Annotated in this window: 15 protein-coding genes; 13 read left to right on the top strand and 2 right to left on the bottom strand. The window is 44.6% G+C overall.

Features of this window, described 5'->3' with window-relative positions:
• Positions 1-33 precede the first annotated feature (33 nt).
• The 11 genes from betA to AB4583_RS02715 all read left to right on the top strand — a co-directional run bounded on the left by betA (position 34) and on the right by AB4583_RS02715 (position 13259).
• The gene (gene betA / locus AB4583_RS02765; protein WP_372116345.1) at positions 34-1746 is read left to right on the top strand and encodes a choline dehydrogenase; all 1713 of its coding nucleotides are present in this window, start codon (positions 34-36) and stop codon (positions 1744-1746) included.
• 119 nt (positions 1747-1865) lie between these two features.
• On the top strand, positions 1866-2837 hold the full coding sequence (locus AB4583_RS02760; RefSeq protein WP_017070132.1) for a choline ABC transporter substrate-binding protein: 972 nt from the start codon (positions 1866-1868) through the stop codon (positions 2835-2837).
• A 95-nt stretch (positions 2838-2932) separates the two neighbouring features.
• Positions 2933-3775: a choline ABC transporter permease subunit gene (gene choW, locus AB4583_RS02755; protein ID WP_009845976.1), complete on the top strand. Its 843-nt coding sequence runs from the start codon at positions 2933-2935 to the stop codon at positions 3773-3775.
• A 2-nt stretch (positions 3776-3777) separates the two neighbouring features.
• A complete protein-coding gene (gene choV, locus AB4583_RS02750; protein ID WP_017070131.1) occupies positions 3778-4992 on the top strand; it encodes a choline ABC transporter ATP-binding protein in 1215 nt (404 codons plus the stop codon).
• Positions 4993-5354: 362 nt separating this feature from the next.
• Complete coding sequence (locus tag AB4583_RS02745; RefSeq protein ID WP_017061075.1) at positions 5355-5837, top strand: MarR family winged helix-turn-helix transcriptional regulator; 483 nt, start codon at positions 5355-5357, stop codon at positions 5835-5837.
• A gap of 274 nt (positions 5838-6111) precedes the next feature.
• A complete protein-coding gene (locus AB4583_RS02740; protein ID WP_017070130.1) occupies positions 6112-7527 on the top strand; it encodes a coniferyl aldehyde dehydrogenase in 1416 nt (471 codons plus the stop codon).
• A 72-nt stretch (positions 7528-7599) separates the two neighbouring features.
• Positions 7600-8043: a hypothetical protein gene (locus tag AB4583_RS02735; RefSeq protein ID WP_017070129.1), complete on the top strand. Its 444-nt coding sequence runs from the start codon at positions 7600-7602 to the stop codon at positions 8041-8043.
• Positions 8044-8259: 216 nt separating this feature from the next.
• Positions 8260-9465, top strand: coding sequence for an iron-containing alcohol dehydrogenase (locus tag AB4583_RS02730; RefSeq protein WP_017070128.1), 1206 nt, complete (start codon positions 8260-8262; stop codon positions 9463-9465).
• A gap of 194 nt (positions 9466-9659) precedes the next feature.
• Positions 9660-10091, top strand: a complete 432-nt coding sequence (locus AB4583_RS02725; RefSeq protein WP_372116339.1) for a tetratricopeptide repeat protein — start codon at positions 9660-9662, stop codon at positions 10089-10091.
• 61 nt (positions 10092-10152) lie between these two features.
• Positions 10153-11895 (top strand): arylsulfatase, encoded by a 1743-nt coding sequence (locus AB4583_RS02720; protein ID WP_372116337.1) that lies wholly within the window; start codon positions 10153-10155, stop codon positions 11893-11895.
• 116 nt (positions 11896-12011) lie between these two features.
• Positions 12012-13259 carry an anaerobic sulfatase maturase gene (locus AB4583_RS02715; protein ID WP_372116335.1) on the top strand — a complete coding sequence of 416 codons (1248 nt, stop codon included), beginning with the start codon at positions 12012-12014 and terminating at the stop codon, positions 13257-13259.
• A gap of 108 nt (positions 13260-13367) precedes the next feature.
• Here the strand turns inward: AB4583_RS02715 and AB4583_RS02710 are convergent, their stop codons facing one another.
• Entirely contained in the window at positions 13368-13958 is a 591-nt protein-coding gene (locus tag AB4583_RS02710; protein ID WP_102556057.1) for a TetR/AcrR family transcriptional regulator, read from the bottom strand.
• 320 nt (positions 13959-14278) lie between these two features.
• On the opposite strand from AB4583_RS02710, the gene AB4583_RS02705 reads away from it, so the two are divergent.
• Positions 14279-14935: a QnrS family quinolone resistance pentapeptide repeat protein gene (locus tag AB4583_RS02705; protein WP_372116332.1), complete on the top strand. Its 657-nt coding sequence runs from the start codon at positions 14279-14281 to the stop codon at positions 14933-14935.
• Positions 14936-15097: 162 nt separating this feature from the next.
• Here the strand turns inward: AB4583_RS02705 and AB4583_RS02700 are convergent, their stop codons facing one another.
• Positions 15098-15313: a hypothetical protein gene (locus tag AB4583_RS02700; protein WP_372051348.1), complete on the bottom strand. Its 216-nt coding sequence runs from the start codon at positions 15311-15313 to the stop codon at positions 15098-15100.
• A 448-nt stretch (positions 15314-15761) separates the two neighbouring features.
• Between AB4583_RS02700 and AB4583_RS02695 the strand changes: the two genes are divergently transcribed.
• Positions 15762-16022: a DUF5062 family protein gene (locus tag AB4583_RS02695; RefSeq protein WP_017061084.1), complete on the top strand. Its 261-nt coding sequence runs from the start codon at positions 15762-15764 to the stop codon at positions 16020-16022.
• The last annotated feature ends 72 nt before the right edge of the window (positions 16023-16094 follow it).

Raw genomic sequence — 16094 nt, 5'->3', positions numbered from 1 at the left:
AGCCCTACTGACTCATCTCAGGGAAATCAAAACATGGAACAACGCTACGATTATATTATCGTCGGCGCGGGTTCGGCCGGCTGTGTGTTAGCGGATAGGCTAACGGAAAGCGGTGAACATAGCGTTTTATTACTGGAAGCTGGTGGCACGGATAAGAGTATTTTTATCCAGATGCCAACCGCGCTTTCTTACCCAATGAATACTGAAAAGTACGCTTGGCAATTTGAAACAGAGAAAGAACCGGGTCTTGATGGACGTGAACTGCACTGCCCACGTGGCAAAGTGTTAGGCGGCAGCTCATCGATCAACGGGATGGTTTATGTTCGTGGCCACGCGTGTGATTTTGACCAATGGGAAGAAGAGGGCGCAGCGGGTTGGAACTACCAAGCATGCTTACCTTACTTCCGCCGTGCTGAATCATGGAACAAAGGCGGTGATGAATACCGTGGTGACAATGGCCCTGTCGGCACTTGTAACGGTAACGATATGGAGCTCAACCCGCTTTACCAAGCGTTCATCGATGCAGGTAAAGATGCCGGTTACCCAGAAACAAACGATTACAACGGCTACCAGCAAGAAGGATTCGGCACTATGCATATGACGGTAGACAAGGGTGTTAGAGCCTCAACCTCTAACGCTTATCTACGCCGTGCATTGAAGCGTTCAAACCTAACCTTGAAGAAGGGTATCGTGGCGCGTCGTTTCTTACTTGAAGCGCAAGACTCAGAAGGTCTATCGGGCTTGAAAGCGGTTGGTGTCGAGTTTGAAAAGTCAGGCAATACCCAAGTGGCTGTGGCGAACAAAGAAGTGATCTCTTCTGCGGGTTCTATCGGTTCTGTTCAACTGCTTCAGCTTTCTGGTATCGGCCCGAAAGCCGTGCTTGAAAAGGCCGGCGTTGAGCTGAAACACGAACTGAATGGCGTCGGTGAAAACCTTCAAGATCACTTAGAAGTGTACTTCCAATATCACTGCAACGAACCGATCACGCTCAACAGCAAGCTTGGCTTGGTCAGTAAGGGCATGATTGGCGCGGAATGGATTCTGACTCGTAAAGGCCTTGGTGCCACTAACCACTTTGAATCGTGTGCGTTCATTCGCTCTCGTAAAGGATTGAAGTGGCCAAATATTCAATATCACTTCCTACCAGCAGCAATGCGTTACGACGGACAAGCGGCCTTTGATGGTCACGGTTTCCAAGTACACGTTGGGCCTAATAAGCCAGAGAGTCGCGGTACGGTTGCGATCACTTCTGCTGACCCGCATGCCAAGCCAGAGATCATTTTCAACTACATCTCGACTGAGCAAGACCGCCAAGATTGGCGCGATTGTATTCGTCTAACGCGTGAGATCTTGTCTCAACCAGCAATGGATGCTTACCGAGGTGAAGAGATTCAGCCGGGTCTAAGTGTGACTTCCGATGAAGCAATCGACGAATGGGTTAAGCAGAACGTGGAAAGTGCGTATCACCCTTCATGTGGCTGCAAAATGGGCGCTGATGATGATCCAATGGCAGTGCTTGATGAAGAGTGTCGTGTTCGCGGTATTGATAATCTGCGCGTTGTCGACTCATCTGTTTTCCCTGTTATTCCAAACGGAAACTTGAACGCCCCGACCATTATGGTGGCTGAGCGTGCTTCCGATTTGATTTTGGGCAATCCAATGCTCAAAAAGCAGGACGTTCCAGTGTGGATTGCACCTGAATGGCAAGAGAAGCAAAGAATCAATAAACCAGTAAGAGAAGCGTAAGCCTCTGTTATTGAGATAAAAATAATAAAAAGTAACAACCAAAATTAGTCAAAAGTCAGCAAAACTGCCCTGATTAGTATGAGTTAGGGCAGAAAAAGGAAAGATAAAAAGGAATCATTATGACGACTCAACATAAACAAACCGCTACAAAAAAGGTATTAGCAACATTAGCCATTAGTTCATTTGCATTTGGCGCTAACGCTTCTATTGAACCGCAGCAATGTGAAAACGTTCGATTCGCTGATGTAGGCTGGACTGACATTACCGCTACAACCGCCGTTACTTCCGAACTATTAAAAGGCCTTGGTTACAAAACCAAAACCGACCTACTTTCAGTACCGGTGACATACTCTTCAATGGCGAACGGCGATATTGACGTATTCCTAGGTAACTGGATGCCAACCATGGAAGGCGATATTGCTAAGTACCGTGAAGAGGGCACGGTTGAAACCGTTCGTGCCAACCTTGAAGGCGCAAAATACACACTAGCGGTACCAAAATACGTGTACGACTCTGGTGTGAAAAGCTTCGCAGACCTAGCAAAACATGCCGACAAATTTAAAGACCGCATCTATGGCATCGAACCGGGTAACGACGGTAACCGCCTAATCCAATCAATGATTGATTCTGACGCGTTTGGCTTGAAAGATTTCAGCTTAGTGGAATCAAGCGAAGCGGGCATGGTGTCTCAAGTGTCACGCGCAGCACGTCGTAGCCAATGGATTGTTTACCTTGGTTGGGCTCCGCACCCGATGAACAGCAATGTTGAGATGGAATACCTTTCAGGCGGTGACGACTTCTTCGGCCCTAACTACGGTGGCGCGAATGTTTACACCAACGTTCGTTCAAACTACCTGTCTGAGTGTGCAAACGTCGGTCAACTTCTACAAAACCTAGAATTCACTCTTGAGATGGAAAACCAGTTGATGGAAGAGATTCTTAACCAAAAAGTGAAGCCAGAAAAAGCGGCTCAACAGTGGTTGAACAACAACCCTCAACAAGTTGAAGCTTGGTTAGACAACGTAAAAACGCATAAAGGTGAATCAGCGACTCAAGCCGTTACTGAATACCTAAAGCAAGTTAAAGCTTAGTTCTACCCATCTCAACAGCTACATAAATAATAAAGGTGGGCTTACCAATTTATCGATTGGTTTGAAGTAGTCCACCCATAATAAAAGGCAATATTGTGAATTTTATTACGGAAAACAAAATCCCTGTCGGACAATGGATGGAAGCGGGTGTTGATTGGCTAACAATCAACGCAGCAGGATTCTTTGACGCTATTTCGATTTTTCTAGAAACCGTCATTATGTTTTTAGTCGATGTATTTAAGTGGATGCCGCCTGCTCTGCCAATCGTGATGACCGCTGCGATTGCGTGGTACTTACACCGTAAACCTTCGCTAGTGATCTTTGTGGTCGCAGCACTGCTGACTATTCTTAACCTCGGCTATTGGCAAGAAATGCTGGAAACCTTTGTTCTCGTCTTTGCGGCGACAACGATTTCCGTATTAATTGGCGTACCGGTTGGCATCATGGCTGCTCACCGTCCTTGGCTCTATACAGTTTTGCGTCCAATTCTTGATTTGATGCAGACAGTCCCAACTTTCGTTTATCTGATTCCAACTCTGGTTCTATTCGGCTTGGGTATTGTTCCTGGCTTAATCTCTACCATTATTTTCGCGATAGCTGCACCGATTCGTTTAACCTACTTAGGCGTCACTAAAGTGCCTGAAGAGTTGATTGAAGCGGGTAAAGCGTTTGGTGCCAGCCGCATGAAATTGCTGATGAAGGTCGAATTACCGGCTGCCTTACCAAGCATCATGGCGGGTGTAACCCAATGTATTATGTTGTCGCTTTCGATGGTGGTTATCGCCGCCCTTGTCGGAGCTGACGGACTTGGTAAACCTGTTGTTCGTGCATTGAACACAGTGAACATCTCACAAGGTTTTGAAGCCGGGTTGGCGATTGTATTAGTCGCTATCATTCTTGATCGCTTGTGTAAAACACCAAACCAGAAGGAAGCTTAATCATGTCTAACTCTCAGGAAAAAAAGACAATGGACGCGATTACCATTAAGAATCTCGATGTTGTGTTTGGTAATAAATCGAAACAAGCGCTTGAGCTACTCGACCAAGGTAAAACTCGCCAAGAGATCATTGATGAGACTGGCCAAGTGGTTGGCGTAGACAATGTGTCGCTGACGGTGGAAGAAGGCGAGATTTGTGTATTGATGGGTTTGTCTGGTTCTGGTAAATCATCTTTGCTTCGCGCAGTTAACGGCCTGAATGAGATCAGCCGTGGCTCATTGGCGATCAAAGATGGAGACAAGCAGGTTGATTTAGGTGAACAGTGCGACGAAGCGACCTTGCGTCATCTTCGTACTCACCGCGTTTCTATGGTGTTCCAAAAATTTGCCCTAATGCCTTGGTTAAACGTGTTAGATAACGTGGCGTTTGGTCTAGAAATGCAAGGCGTAGCCAAAGATGTTCGTCGTGCTAAAGCGCGTGAACAACTTGAAATGGTGGGTTTGGCAGAGTGGGAAACCAAGTATCCGCATGAGCTTTCTGGCGGTATGCAGCAACGTGTTGGTTTGGCGCGTGCGTTTGCAATGGACACCGACATTCTGCTGATGGATGAACCGTTTTCGGCGCTTGATCCATTGATTCGTGCTCAGCTGCAAGATGAACTGATCACACTGCAAAACAAACTCAACAAAACGATTCTGTTCGTGAGTCACGACCTAGATGAAGCACTGAAGATTGGTAACAACATCGCGATCATGGAGTCCGGCACACTGATTCAACACGGTAAGCCTGAAGAGATCGTATTGACGCCAAAAACAGAATACGTAAAAGACTTCGTTGCTCACACCAACCCACTGAATGTACTTAAAGGTCGCTCTTTGATGCAGCCTCTTGATTCACTGACGCAAGAGAATGAAAGCTGGAAGATTTGCGATTCTAAAGATCTCTGGATTGAACAGAGCGAAGGTGCTTTATCTGTGAAAGGTGAATCTGCTTTGGCGCTTGTTGAGTGGAGTGAGTCTGACGACTTAACTGCGATCAACGAGTCGAGTGTAGTTGTGGCAAGCCCGGAAATTGGCATGCGTGATGCGATTAAACTGAAACAGCTAAGTAATCACCCGATTTTGCTGGTGGAAGACAATCAACTGGTCGGTATTCTGGATAACAGCGAGTTTTACAACGCACTAACGGGTAATTTTCAGATGAATACAGCCGCGTAAAATTTCGTTTTCCAGTTTGGCGATTAGGGCTGGTTTTTTATTAGGTGGAGAGGGTTAAGTCTCTCTACCTCTATGATTATTAAAATATATTATTCTTTGAACTTGTATTCTCTGACTCACTATTTTTACCTTCATTGAAGCTTTCATTTCCCCTTCATTAAGTAAAAGTGCCGTACCACGCAAGTTTAGTGGTATAGAAAAGATTGAGAATAGTATGAACATCAGTACAATGCGGAAAAATCAATGAAGTAATTTATCAATTTACAGTGTAATTCGAGCTCACCTGACGTAAATAATCAGGACATATCATCGCTTCGACGCTGTAAAACCATTCACAGTATATTAGTACAAAGGTCTGCATCTTGGACAAACATGACGAAATCCTGGTCGCTATTCGCCAAATTATTCGCGCTATCGATTTACATTCGAAAAAGCTGAGTAAAGAGTATGGTTTGACTGGCCCTCAATTAATCTTAATGAGAGCAATCCAAGAAATGGGTAATGTGACGATCAAAGAATTGTCTAATCACACCAATGTAAGCCAAGCCACCACAACCACGATCATCGATCGCTTGGAACTGAATGGCTATGTACAACGTGTTCGCAGCTCGTCAGACCGACGCAAAGTACACGCAAACCTGACTGAAAAAGGTCAAGAGTTGCTAAACAATGCGCCGCCACCGCTGCAAGATAACTTCGTTAAAAAATTCCAAAACCTAGAGCCGTGGGAGCAAAGCTTACTGCTTTCTTCAATGCAGCGAGTATCATCAATGATGAACGCAGAAGACATCGACGCCGCTCCAGTACTTCAGCTTGAAGGCATTGCAAACGTAGCCAAGAGTTAACGTTAATTTTAAATTGTTTTTTAGAACAATAACTTAAGTAATTATTAAATGGTCGCATTAAGCGGCCATTTTTGATCTTGCCATTTAAAATCTCTATTTGCCCTGCGTGTTAGTTACGCCTTCTTATTTTAAATTCCCCTGACTTTTTGCCCCGTTTGTAGCCGCCTCATTGGATTGTCATCAAAACTCCATTGACTATTCTCTGACAAAAAAACGCTAGACCGACCGGTCTGTTGCGTATTATTGTGTGCTCATCTTAACCACGAGGTGATGTATGAAACACGAATTGACGCCAACACAAATGACCATGACGTTGAACAACATGCAGGGAGCTTTTGCACAGAACCCGATGCCAGCGGTATCGGTGAGAATTGAGCAGTTGCTTGCACTTAAATCTGCGCTTATCGATTACACAGATCGTTTGTGTTCAGCCGTGAGTGAGGACTATGGTCACCGCAGTCGACAAGACACTTTAATGGCCGACATATTGCCTTGCATCGGAAATATTGATCACAGCATTGAGTGTTTACCTCATTGGTCGACATCTTCGATTCGTCATTCCGGCCCTTTGCTTTCAACCTCTCGTGTTGAAGTGGTTTATCAACCCAAAGGCGTTGTCGGGATCATTGCTCCGTGGAACTTCCCGATCATGTTATCCGTCGGCCCGCTTATTTCGGCGTTGGCAGCGGGCAATCGCGCCATGATCAAGATGAGTGAATTTACCCCAGCGACGAACCAAGTATTAAGAGCGCTATTGGCGGAAGTCTTCCAATCCGATGAGGTGTGCTTGGTTGAAGGTGAGGTAGAAATCGCAGCCGCATTTTCGGCGTTGCCGTTTGATCATCTTCTGTTTACGGGGTCAACCCAAGTGGGTCGCCAAGTGATGAGGTCAGCGGCTGACACGCTAACTCCAGTCACGCTAGAGCTAGGTGGTAAGTCACCGGTTATCGTTGCAGAAGACATGCCAATTGATATCGCGGTTGAGCGAATCATTTATGGTAAGAGCCTCAATAACGGGCAGGTGTGTGTGGCTCCTGACTATGTATTGCTACCCGAAGGGAAAGTTGAATCTTTCATTCAAGAGTATAAAAAACAGTACCAATTGCTGTTCGATGAAGGGGTCTATTCCGAGAGTTTGACGTCCCTAATCAATCCTCGTCAATGCGATCGTATTGTCGGCTTGTTGAATGAAGAGCAACAAGCAGGAACGCGAACCGTCGCTTGCCATGACGAAGCGATGGACTTAGATAACCATCGTTTGGTGACGCACCTAATTGTTGAACCAAGCCTGTCATCCAAAGTGATGAACGAAGAAATTTTCGGCCCATTATTACCTTTGATTACGTATCGCAATGTTGAAGAGGCGTTCCAAGTCATCAATAGCAAACCAAGGCCGTTAGCACTCTACCTGATGAGCTTTGATTTGAGTTTACAGGCTCAGGTTAAGCACCAAGTTCACTCCGGTGGCATGTGTATTAATGACTGTGTGTTCCATTTAGCGGTTGATGATGCGCCGTTTGGTGGCATTGGTGAATCAGGTCAGGGCAACTATCACGGTAAAGAAGGTTTCCTGACTTTCTCCCACGCCAAAACAGTCTTGGAAACGGGTTTAGATCATCGAGTTAAACATCTGTTTTCAAAAGAAGACAACGAATTAAAAACAGCAGTGATGGGCATGCTTGGCCAGTAAATCACTGTTGGTATGACACTGTTTATTTTTCAAAAAGTTATTTTCACGAAATTATTTTAAGAGGTTACTTTTATGTTAGAACGTTTTTTTGAACGTACGATCAAATCGTATTTGATGATTACCGGTTTCTTAACAGCGACGGCTTTTTCCACTTTCCTAGCGCCAGATTGGAGTATGCAGACGCTGTTCTCGTACAACGATACCATGATGGAAAACAAAGAGTACTTGCTGGGGACTTATCAACACTGGGGTGTGATGGTTGGCTGTATTGGTGTGTTGTTGATGTTCTCGGCGAAGTACAAATCGCTGCGCACCTCGACGATGATTTACAGCGCATTTGAGAAGTCGATGTTTGTTGGCATCTTCTTATACAACGTGTGTATCAACGATTATGAGTGGTTCTATGGCTGGAGCGGCGTGTTTGCGCTCGATGGTTTTGTGACCGTTTATTCTTTGGTTTATCTGTACTACTACCTCACTAGAGATAAGAGTAAGGTCCCAGCTCACCTTCGTTAATCGTTAACCGTTTGTGACTTACTCAGGGTGAGTCAATAACACTTCTATAATGATCAATAGCTTACTTATGATTACAGCCCGCATTTTCGGGCTTTTTTCGTTTTGGGGCAATGATCCATAAAGATCTTAATTGACATATCTTTGACATTTACACTCTAGACCGACCGGTTTGTTTTGGTTATTGTTTAGTCATCAACTAGAAATGAGGTAAACACCATGACAACCAATAATTTTAACTTTCAACTTAAAACCATTGTTCATGCTCAAGAGAACGGCATTGAAAATATCCCTTCTCTGTTTGGTCGCTTAGGTGCGCAAAGAGTCGTGCTCTTTTCTGATAAAGGTTTGGAGTCTCTTGGCTTTGTTGAGCAGTTCTCGGCGTTGTTTGTAAACCAGAGTGCGAATCAGGAAGCGAACCAACAAGCGGTTCAGCTTGTTGGCGTGTACACCGATATCGCGCCAGACGCGACTTGCGACAACATCAACGCAGCCATTGAGTTTGCAAACAGCGTCAATGCTGATGCGATCTTGTCTGTTGGCGGCGGCAGCGTGATTGATGCTTCTAAAGGTGTGAAATACGCATTTCATAAGAAGATAGATGACATTCGCACCGTAATTGCAGGTGGTGGTCATATGGATGTGTGGCCAAACAATGAAGATATTCGAGTGCCCCACATTGCTGTTCCGACAACGGCTGGTACGGGCGCAGAAGCCTCTCCGATTGCTGTTTTTTACAACGAACATGAAAACATTAAGGCAAGCCTAGTCGCATCGGGATTGGAAGCTGATATCGCGATTCTTGATCCAACGGTGACCACTAAGCTGCCAGCTCACCTGACTCGTTCTACCGCCATGGATGCACTAACACACGCTGTTGAAGCAATTGTCTCGCCAATGAGTAATGCATTCACCGACGCTTACGGTATTCAGGCTGCAAAATTGATTGTTGAAAACTTACCCTTGGCATTAAAAGAGCCAGAAAACCTAACGGCACGTGGCAACCTTCTTCAAGCGAGCACTATGGCGATTTCTGCTTTCTATTCGTCTTTAGGCGGTATTCCGATTCACAACTGTGCTCATGCCTTTGGTGCGATTAGCCACATTCCACATGGCGATGCCAACACGGTATTAATGCCGGTTGTGATTGAAGCGCTGCCTGAATTCTATATGCCGAATGCGGCGAAGTTAGCTCAAGCGTTCTCTGTCGACACGACGGGAACCGATGAGATGGTTTACCAGAGAGTGTTGGATTTTTTAAACAACTTCCAAACCCGCGTCGGTGCGATGAAGCGTTTCAGCAGCTGGGACTTTGATGAGCAAGAGAAGAGCAACATTGCAGAAGCGATTGAAAAAGACATCTGCTTTCAGTTCTACCCAATCTCGAAACAGACGATTGAAACCATCATTGAGCAAGCGATTTAAGTCTCTGCCTTAATCGACTGAATTTTATGACCATTTAGTTCAGCCCCTGATTCACTCACAACTATTACTCGAGAGCCAATTATGAAAATTGAAAACGTATTGCTATCAAGCTTGTGCATCATCGCGCCATTCCTACTTTTCACCTAACGCATTCAACAGGGACGTTGTGACCTTTATTCCCGAGGAGGAAATAAATGCTCAATAAACGTTTAACTACCGTGAGTTTGGCGGGTGTTTTGGTTGTTCTGTTTTTTGCCAAGGCAAGCTTTGGAAGTGAGAGCTTTGAGAATGAAGCCACCATGGATCAATCGCAGCAGCATCAAGATGTCGCGCAATTATTGGATGAGGCTTATCAAGGGCAATTGGATGCTCAGATCTCTGTCGCTTACTTATATCTGAGCGGAGAGGGCGTAGAACAGAATGATGAAAAAGCCGCGGAGTGGTTCGTCACCGCAGCCAACAACGGTAGCCCTGAAGCTCAAACACAGCTTGGGTTGATGTATATCTCTGGAAGTGGCGTTCAAGCCAGCCAAGCGGAAGCTGTCATCTGGATCGGCATGGCAGCAGCTCAAGAGTATGACCCCGCGCTCGACTTATTACATTGGATGTCGCAAGCCGCGCACTAATTCAAATCCTAACTCAGGTTAATCACAGAAAAAGTTAATCACAGAAATTGGAGAACGTCTTATGCAGACATTCAAGAAATCTTTAGTCTTCACTGCAATGGCTGCGGCAAGCAGTGCTGCTCTTGCGGCTGAATCAGAAAAACCGAATATTGTTGTTATTGTTGGCGATGATGTGGGCTTTGCCGATACTCAGCCTTATGGCTCAGAAGTGGATACACCAAACCTAATGCTGGCTGAAGAGGGGGTTAAGTTTACTAACTTTCACGCGTCACCAACCTCATCGGTAACGCGCTCTATGATGTTAACCGGAGCAAATAGCCACGAGGTTGGGCTAGGCACCTTCGACTATGCTGTCTATCCGGGTGCGATTGGCAAGCCGGGTTATGAAGGTTACCTCACCAAGAAAGGGGTTACGGTCGCAACGCTGCTTAAAGAGAGTGGTTATAACACTTACCTCTCTGGGAAATGGCACTTGGGGCACGACGATGGTTTCTTACCTGACGATCGAGGTTTTGAAGAGAGTTACGGTATCTTAGCGGGCGGCTCGAATCACTTTAATCGAGATATGATGTTCCCGGCCAAAAATGCCGCGACAGCGGATGCGCTGCAAAAAGGGGATATTCCCGGCGTCGAAGTTGAGCCAACTTACCGTAACGGTGAAGTGGTTGAGGACAAGTACAAAGGCGAGTACTCAGACCAAGTTTACACCAACGAGATCATCAAGATGATCGACAGCAAAAAAGACGACGGTAAGCCTTTCTTCGCTTACGTCCCATTCACCGGTATTCACCTGCCATTGCAAGCGCCTGAGTCTGCTTATCAAGATAAAGTCGATTACTACGTTGAACATGGTTGGGACTCGGTTCGAGAAGACCGTTTCGAACGCATGAAAGAGATGGGTGTGATTCCAAAAGACGCCGATATTTCAGATCGTAACGCATTAAGCCGACCTTGGGACTCGCTCTCTGAGAAAGAACAAAAGTGGTACGGAAAGAAAATGGCTGTCGCGATGGGCATGATGGAAATGCAGGACCAACAAGTCGGTCAGATAGTCGATTACCTGAAAGAAATCGGGGAATACGATAATACTTACATCATGTACCTAGCGGATAACGGCCCAGAAGCGGCGGATATTACCGGTGAAAATATCAGTGATTTGATACGAACATGGACTGCTCATCATTTTGATAATTCGACTGAAAACTTGGGCAAGGCGAACTCCAGTGTGTCACTTGGCCCTGAGTGGGCAAGCGCTTCAACCGGTGGCCTATCTTGGTACAAAGCTTACACAGCAGAGGGCGGTATCCGTGTGCCGTTTATCGTTAAGCCAGCCAAAGCGCTTCTAGAGGGTGAAGATGCGTTACAGCCGGGAACTCAAACAGATGACTTATCACAAGTGAAAGACATTGCAGCCACGATTCTTGAGATTGCAGAGGTAGAGCATCCAGGAACGGAATATCAAGGTCGAGAAGTAGCGCCGATGAGTGGTGTGAGCTTGTTGCCTTACTTCAAAGGGGAAACGGCAGACGTGCACAGTGCCAACAATGCGATTCCATTTGAATTGTTTGGTAGCGGAATTCTGCTTAAAGGTGATCATAAGATCATCCGAATTTCTACGGGAATGGGCGGTGACAGTGAGTGGCACTTATACAACACCAAGAAAGACCCTGCTGAGCAACATGACTTGAGAAATGAAATGCCAGATCTGTTCCTTGAAATGGTCGCTGAATATCAAGAATACGAAAAAGCGCAAAATATCGTCCCAGTTGACGAAACGTGGAACCCGTTTGAAAACGTGAAATAGAGGAAAAACCACTCGGCCAACCTAATGCCAATAAGCTTGGTTGGCCGATGAACACCGTGTAAAGGAATTACGAATTGTTTTGGCTAATACAATAACTTTACATCGAGGCACTTTTCATGACGACATTATCGCTATCAAATTTGAGTTCAGTTCCGCAGTTCAATGGCAAAGCACACAGCAAGCTTCAAGCGCTAGCAAAACCGATTGGGGCGGTGTGTAATATCAGTTGCACCTACTGTTATTATTTAGAAAAACAACAGCTGCTTGATTACCCAAAAGGCTCTCAATATACGATGGATGAAGTTCTGTTAGAGCGTTATATCAAGCAATATATAGAAGGGCAGAATACGCCTGAAATCATCTTTTCTTGGCATGGTGGAGAGCCTACCTTGTTGGGGATTGAATATTTTCAAAAGGTGGTCGCACTGCAGAAAAAATATTGCCCTAGTCACAGCAAGATCAGCAATGACCTTCAAACCAACGGCACCTTACTGAATGATGCGTGGTGTGAGTTCTTCAAGAAGAATGACTTTATCATTGGTGTGAGTATTGATGGACCAGAGCACTTACATAATCACTACCGAACCAACCGTGCAGGCAAAGGCACTTTTTCTCAAACAATGCGTGGCATTCGCTACTTGAAGCAACATAACGTCGAGTTCGCGACTTTAAGCTGCGTGAATGATGTGACAGGAAAGTATCCATTAGAGGTCTATCGCTTTCTGCGTGATGAAGTGGGTTCGAAGCAATTGCAGTTTATTCCTGTGGTCGATAAGCGCGAAGCTCACACCAACAATAAATGGTTGAGCAACCAACAAGCGATCATTCCCGTATCAGGCGAGGTTGAAGCTTGGAGTGTCGATTCTGCGCAATGGGGACAATTCCTCACTACCATTTTTGACGAGTGGTTTGAGCACGATTTTGGTCGGGTATTAGTGCCGTACTTTGAAAATTTTGTCGGAGTATGGATGGGCAGAGAAAGCACCATGTGTACCTTGAGTGAGATCTGCGGCAAAGGGTTAGCGGTTGAGCCCAATGGCGATGTGTATTCATGTGACCATTATGTCTTTCCTGAATTTCAGCTGGGTAATATTCAGGGACAAGCACTTTCAACTTTAGCCTTCTCGCCAAAGCAGCAGCGTTTCGGGTTCGCCAAACAAAAGTCTCTGCCGAAACAATGCCAAGCCTGTGAGTTTAAATTTGCATGCCATGGCGAGTGCCCTAAAAACCGCATCATCAAAAGCCAAGATGGTGAGGCGGGGTTAAATTATCTCTGTGAAGGATGGCTAAGCTTCTTCAAGCATGTCGACCCGGTTATTAAGGGCTTACTCAAAGTCAATAATATTCCGTCTCGTCTGGGGTGACGGAGTAGGCGTGAATGGATTCAATCTAGATTTAAAGTTAGATAAAAGGCTCGCTAAATTATGCGAGCCTTTTGGTATTTGGTATTTGGTATTTGGTAACGGGTATATCTAGTCAGCCGATTCTTGTGCCGAGCTCATGGCAAGAATAGTTTCATCCATGGCGTTGTTTAGAATCGAACGGTTACGCTGCATGGCGGCCATGAGCGTTGAGCCTAGCCATAGGCCATAAAGCATTCGAGACAGCGATTCGGGCTCTGCGATAGTGAAATCACCGGCCTCATTACCTTCTTCAAACAGTTTTGCCATACGCAGGATGATCTTTTCAGCGCCTTCTGCCATGGTCGATTGCAACGGGTTAGCAGACCCAGATACTTCTCCCGCCAGTTTTACGACAAGACATTGGATATTGAAGTCTTCAGTCAGTTTCGATGCACACCAAAACTCGAAATAGGCTTTTACGCGGTCACGAAGAGAAAGCGACTCATCACTTAAAAAGTCGTCTAGCTTAGCGAGATGCTCATCAAAGTAGTTAGTAAGAAGGATCTCACCAAAGTGTTCTTTGGATTTGAAGTAATGGTAAAAAGAACCCTTAGTGCCTTCCGCTTGGTTGATGATTTTCATCAGGCCAACACCAGCAAACCCGTGTTCATTAATAAGGCTAAATCCTGCATCGAGCATAGCTTGTCGCATGTCTTTCATTGTTCTTACTCTTTATGCTGAGAATGAGGAATAGTGTAACGAGCAACATACCAACCGTCCAGTCTAGCGCGTTAGGACGCGGTCAATAATTGACTCGTTTCGTCAAAGTAACTTTTTCTCTTATTGGCACTTCTAAGCGACAAAACTTTTTTCAAGATAAGCACATCCTATAAATCGAAAATAACAACCTTAAAGGGCCTGTTTGGTGCCTTAAAATGGCTAAATTTGGGTGTTTTAAGTTGCTGTTTTTGTTCGTTTTTAATTTGGTGTTTTCTTAAGATCGCAATGGTAGTCTTAGCTTAATTTCTTTAGGGGGCTAAATGGACACCAATAACAGCACTTATCATCACCACAATTTTGCTCAGCAAGACTTATCAGAGCTTACATTTACAGCCTGTACGTTTATCCGTTGTGATTTCAGACGTTCGAACTTACGTGATGCAACGTTTATTAACTGTAAGTTTATCGAACAAGGCGATATTGAGGGATGCCACTTCGATGTTGCAGATTTGCGTGATGCAAGTTTTCAGAACTGTCAGTTGGCGATGGCGAATTTTAGTAATACGAATTGCTATGGTATTGAGTTACGTGATTGTGACCTGAAAGGGGCGAACTTTACTCGTGCGAATTTTGCCAATCAGGTAAGCAATAGAATGTATTTTTGCTCTGCGTATATTACGGGCTGTAATCTGTCATACGCCAATTTTGAACAAGCTTGTTTAGAGAAGTGTGAGCTGTTTGAGAACCGTTGGATAGGCACTTACCTTGGCGGTGCGTCACTGAAAGAGTCTGATCTCAGCCGAGGTGTGTTCTCGGAAGATGTATGGGGGCAATTCAGTATGCAAGGTGCTAATTTATGCCATGCTGAATTAGAAGGGTTAGATCCTCGCAAGGTAGACACATCGGGGATTAAAATCGTTGCTTGGCAGCAAGAGCAACTGCTTGAAAGTATGGGTATCGTAGTGATGCCAGATTGATAGCTGTAATTTCTAACTACAGGCTATTTGGAATATGTAAGAATTCGCTATAGAAGAAAAGCCCAAAGCTAATAACTTTGGGCTTTTCCGTATTTGGTAACCAGCATTTTATAATGAATTTTTAAAAAGAGAATGCTTGGTGATAGAGAACTGATTGGTTGATTAATGCATGCTTGAGCGCATTTTGTCGGCGAGCGCAAAGAAGACAAAAACGACGAAACAGACTAGAGCAGCACACAGTGAAGTTAAGATGGTTGTGGCGTCTTTTGAAATCAATGGAATGGTGATAGAAGCTAGCGCTATCAACATAACAAGGATATGAACAATTCGACCCGGAATTGGATTTTTATGACAGAATGAAGCCCAGAGGTAACGCATTTTCAACACCAGTATAAAATTAGTGGATTTATTCTATTTTCTTAGTGAGTATTTTGTAAATAACAATTGGTTACAATTGGTTGTAAATAAGATCTAAGTCGAATTAGTATTAAACCAGTTAAATAACAGCAGTTTATTGATCTTTTATTGAATTTTAACTTTCAAAATGAACATCATAATATTCCGTATTCTTTGGAATGCTAAGTCAAATATTATTCGAATTTTTGTTTTTTGACTTAAGATCTCATTTATTGAGTGTTCTGTTAAGAGACCGTTTGCGTACAGGTATTGGTGGCGTAACTATCAAGCGAATTAGAGTCATCCTAGAGCCTGTTATTCGTTTTATGTTATTTATCAAAGTGACTCCTCAAATTGAGAGCGAAGTAATCTTGTGAATTTTTCGGTTTGATATACTCAATATTCATTCGATAAAGATGATGGAGATGATATGTCGAAAACCGCGAAGATCATTAATGAAGATAAGCTGGTAAAAAAAGCAGTTGAAGTCGGTTTTAAGATGGCAAAGCTACAAGGTTTTGATTTACCAAATTCATCCCAACCGATAAAGGTTAAAGCGGTGTACTTGTTCCTGGTTGAAGTCAATCAGATCACACCGTTACCGGACGATAAGCTTGATGGCGCGAACATCAAGAAGCGTTTAGCACTCTGGCTTCATAAGGCACTGCCGGACAATGACCCGCTGAAGTAAACTTGTATTACCTCATTTTTTATATTTGAAACCTAGCGATTTTTCGCTGGGTTTTTTGCTTGTGCGCCGAGC

It is taken from the genome of Vibrio sp. 10N.222.49.C12, assembly GCF_041475025.1.
Taxonomy (GTDB): domain Bacteria; phylum Pseudomonadota; class Gammaproteobacteria; order Enterobacterales; family Vibrionaceae; genus Vibrio; species Vibrio crassostreae_C.
The sequence above is the reverse complement of the archived record's forward strand: the minus strand, read 5'-3'. Positions and strand labels throughout refer to the sequence as shown.

Coding starts and splice junctions, on each gene's coding strand:
- betA (WP_372116345.1), top strand. CDS start 34: ATGGAACAACGCTACGATTATATTATCGTCGGCGCGGGTTCGGCCGGC.
- AB4583_RS02760 (WP_017070132.1), top strand. CDS start 1,866: ATGACGACTCAACATAAACAAACCGCTACAAAAAAGGTATTAGCAACA.
- choV (WP_017070131.1), top strand. CDS start 3,778: ATGTCTAACTCTCAGGAAAAAAAGACAATGGACGCGATTACCATTAAG.
- AB4583_RS02740 (WP_017070130.1), top strand. CDS start 6,112: ATGAAACACGAATTGACGCCAACACAAATGACCATGACGTTGAACAAC.
- AB4583_RS02735 (WP_017070129.1), top strand. CDS start 7,600: ATGTTAGAACGTTTTTTTGAACGTACGATCAAATCGTATTTGATGATT.
- AB4583_RS02730 (WP_017070128.1), top strand. CDS start 8,260: ATGACAACCAATAATTTTAACTTTCAACTTAAAACCATTGTTCATGCT.
- AB4583_RS02725 (WP_372116339.1), top strand. CDS start 9,660: ATGCTCAATAAACGTTTAACTACCGTGAGTTTGGCGGGTGTTTTGGTT.
- AB4583_RS02720 (WP_372116337.1), top strand. CDS start 10,153: ATGCAGACATTCAAGAAATCTTTAGTCTTCACTGCAATGGCTGCGGCA.
- AB4583_RS02715 (WP_372116335.1), top strand. CDS start 12,012: ATGACGACATTATCGCTATCAAATTTGAGTTCAGTTCCGCAGTTCAAT.
- AB4583_RS02710 (WP_102556057.1), bottom strand. CDS start 13,958: ATGAAAGACATGCGACAAGCTATGCTCGATGCAGGATTTAGCCTTATT.
- AB4583_RS02705 (WP_372116332.1), top strand. CDS start 14,279: ATGGACACCAATAACAGCACTTATCATCACCACAATTTTGCTCAGCAA.
- AB4583_RS02700 (WP_372051348.1), bottom strand. CDS start 15,313: ATGCGTTACCTCTGGGCTTCATTCTGTCATAAAAATCCAATTCCGGGT.
- AB4583_RS02695 (WP_017061084.1), top strand. CDS start 15,762: ATGTCGAAAACCGCGAAGATCATTAATGAAGATAAGCTGGTAAAAAAA.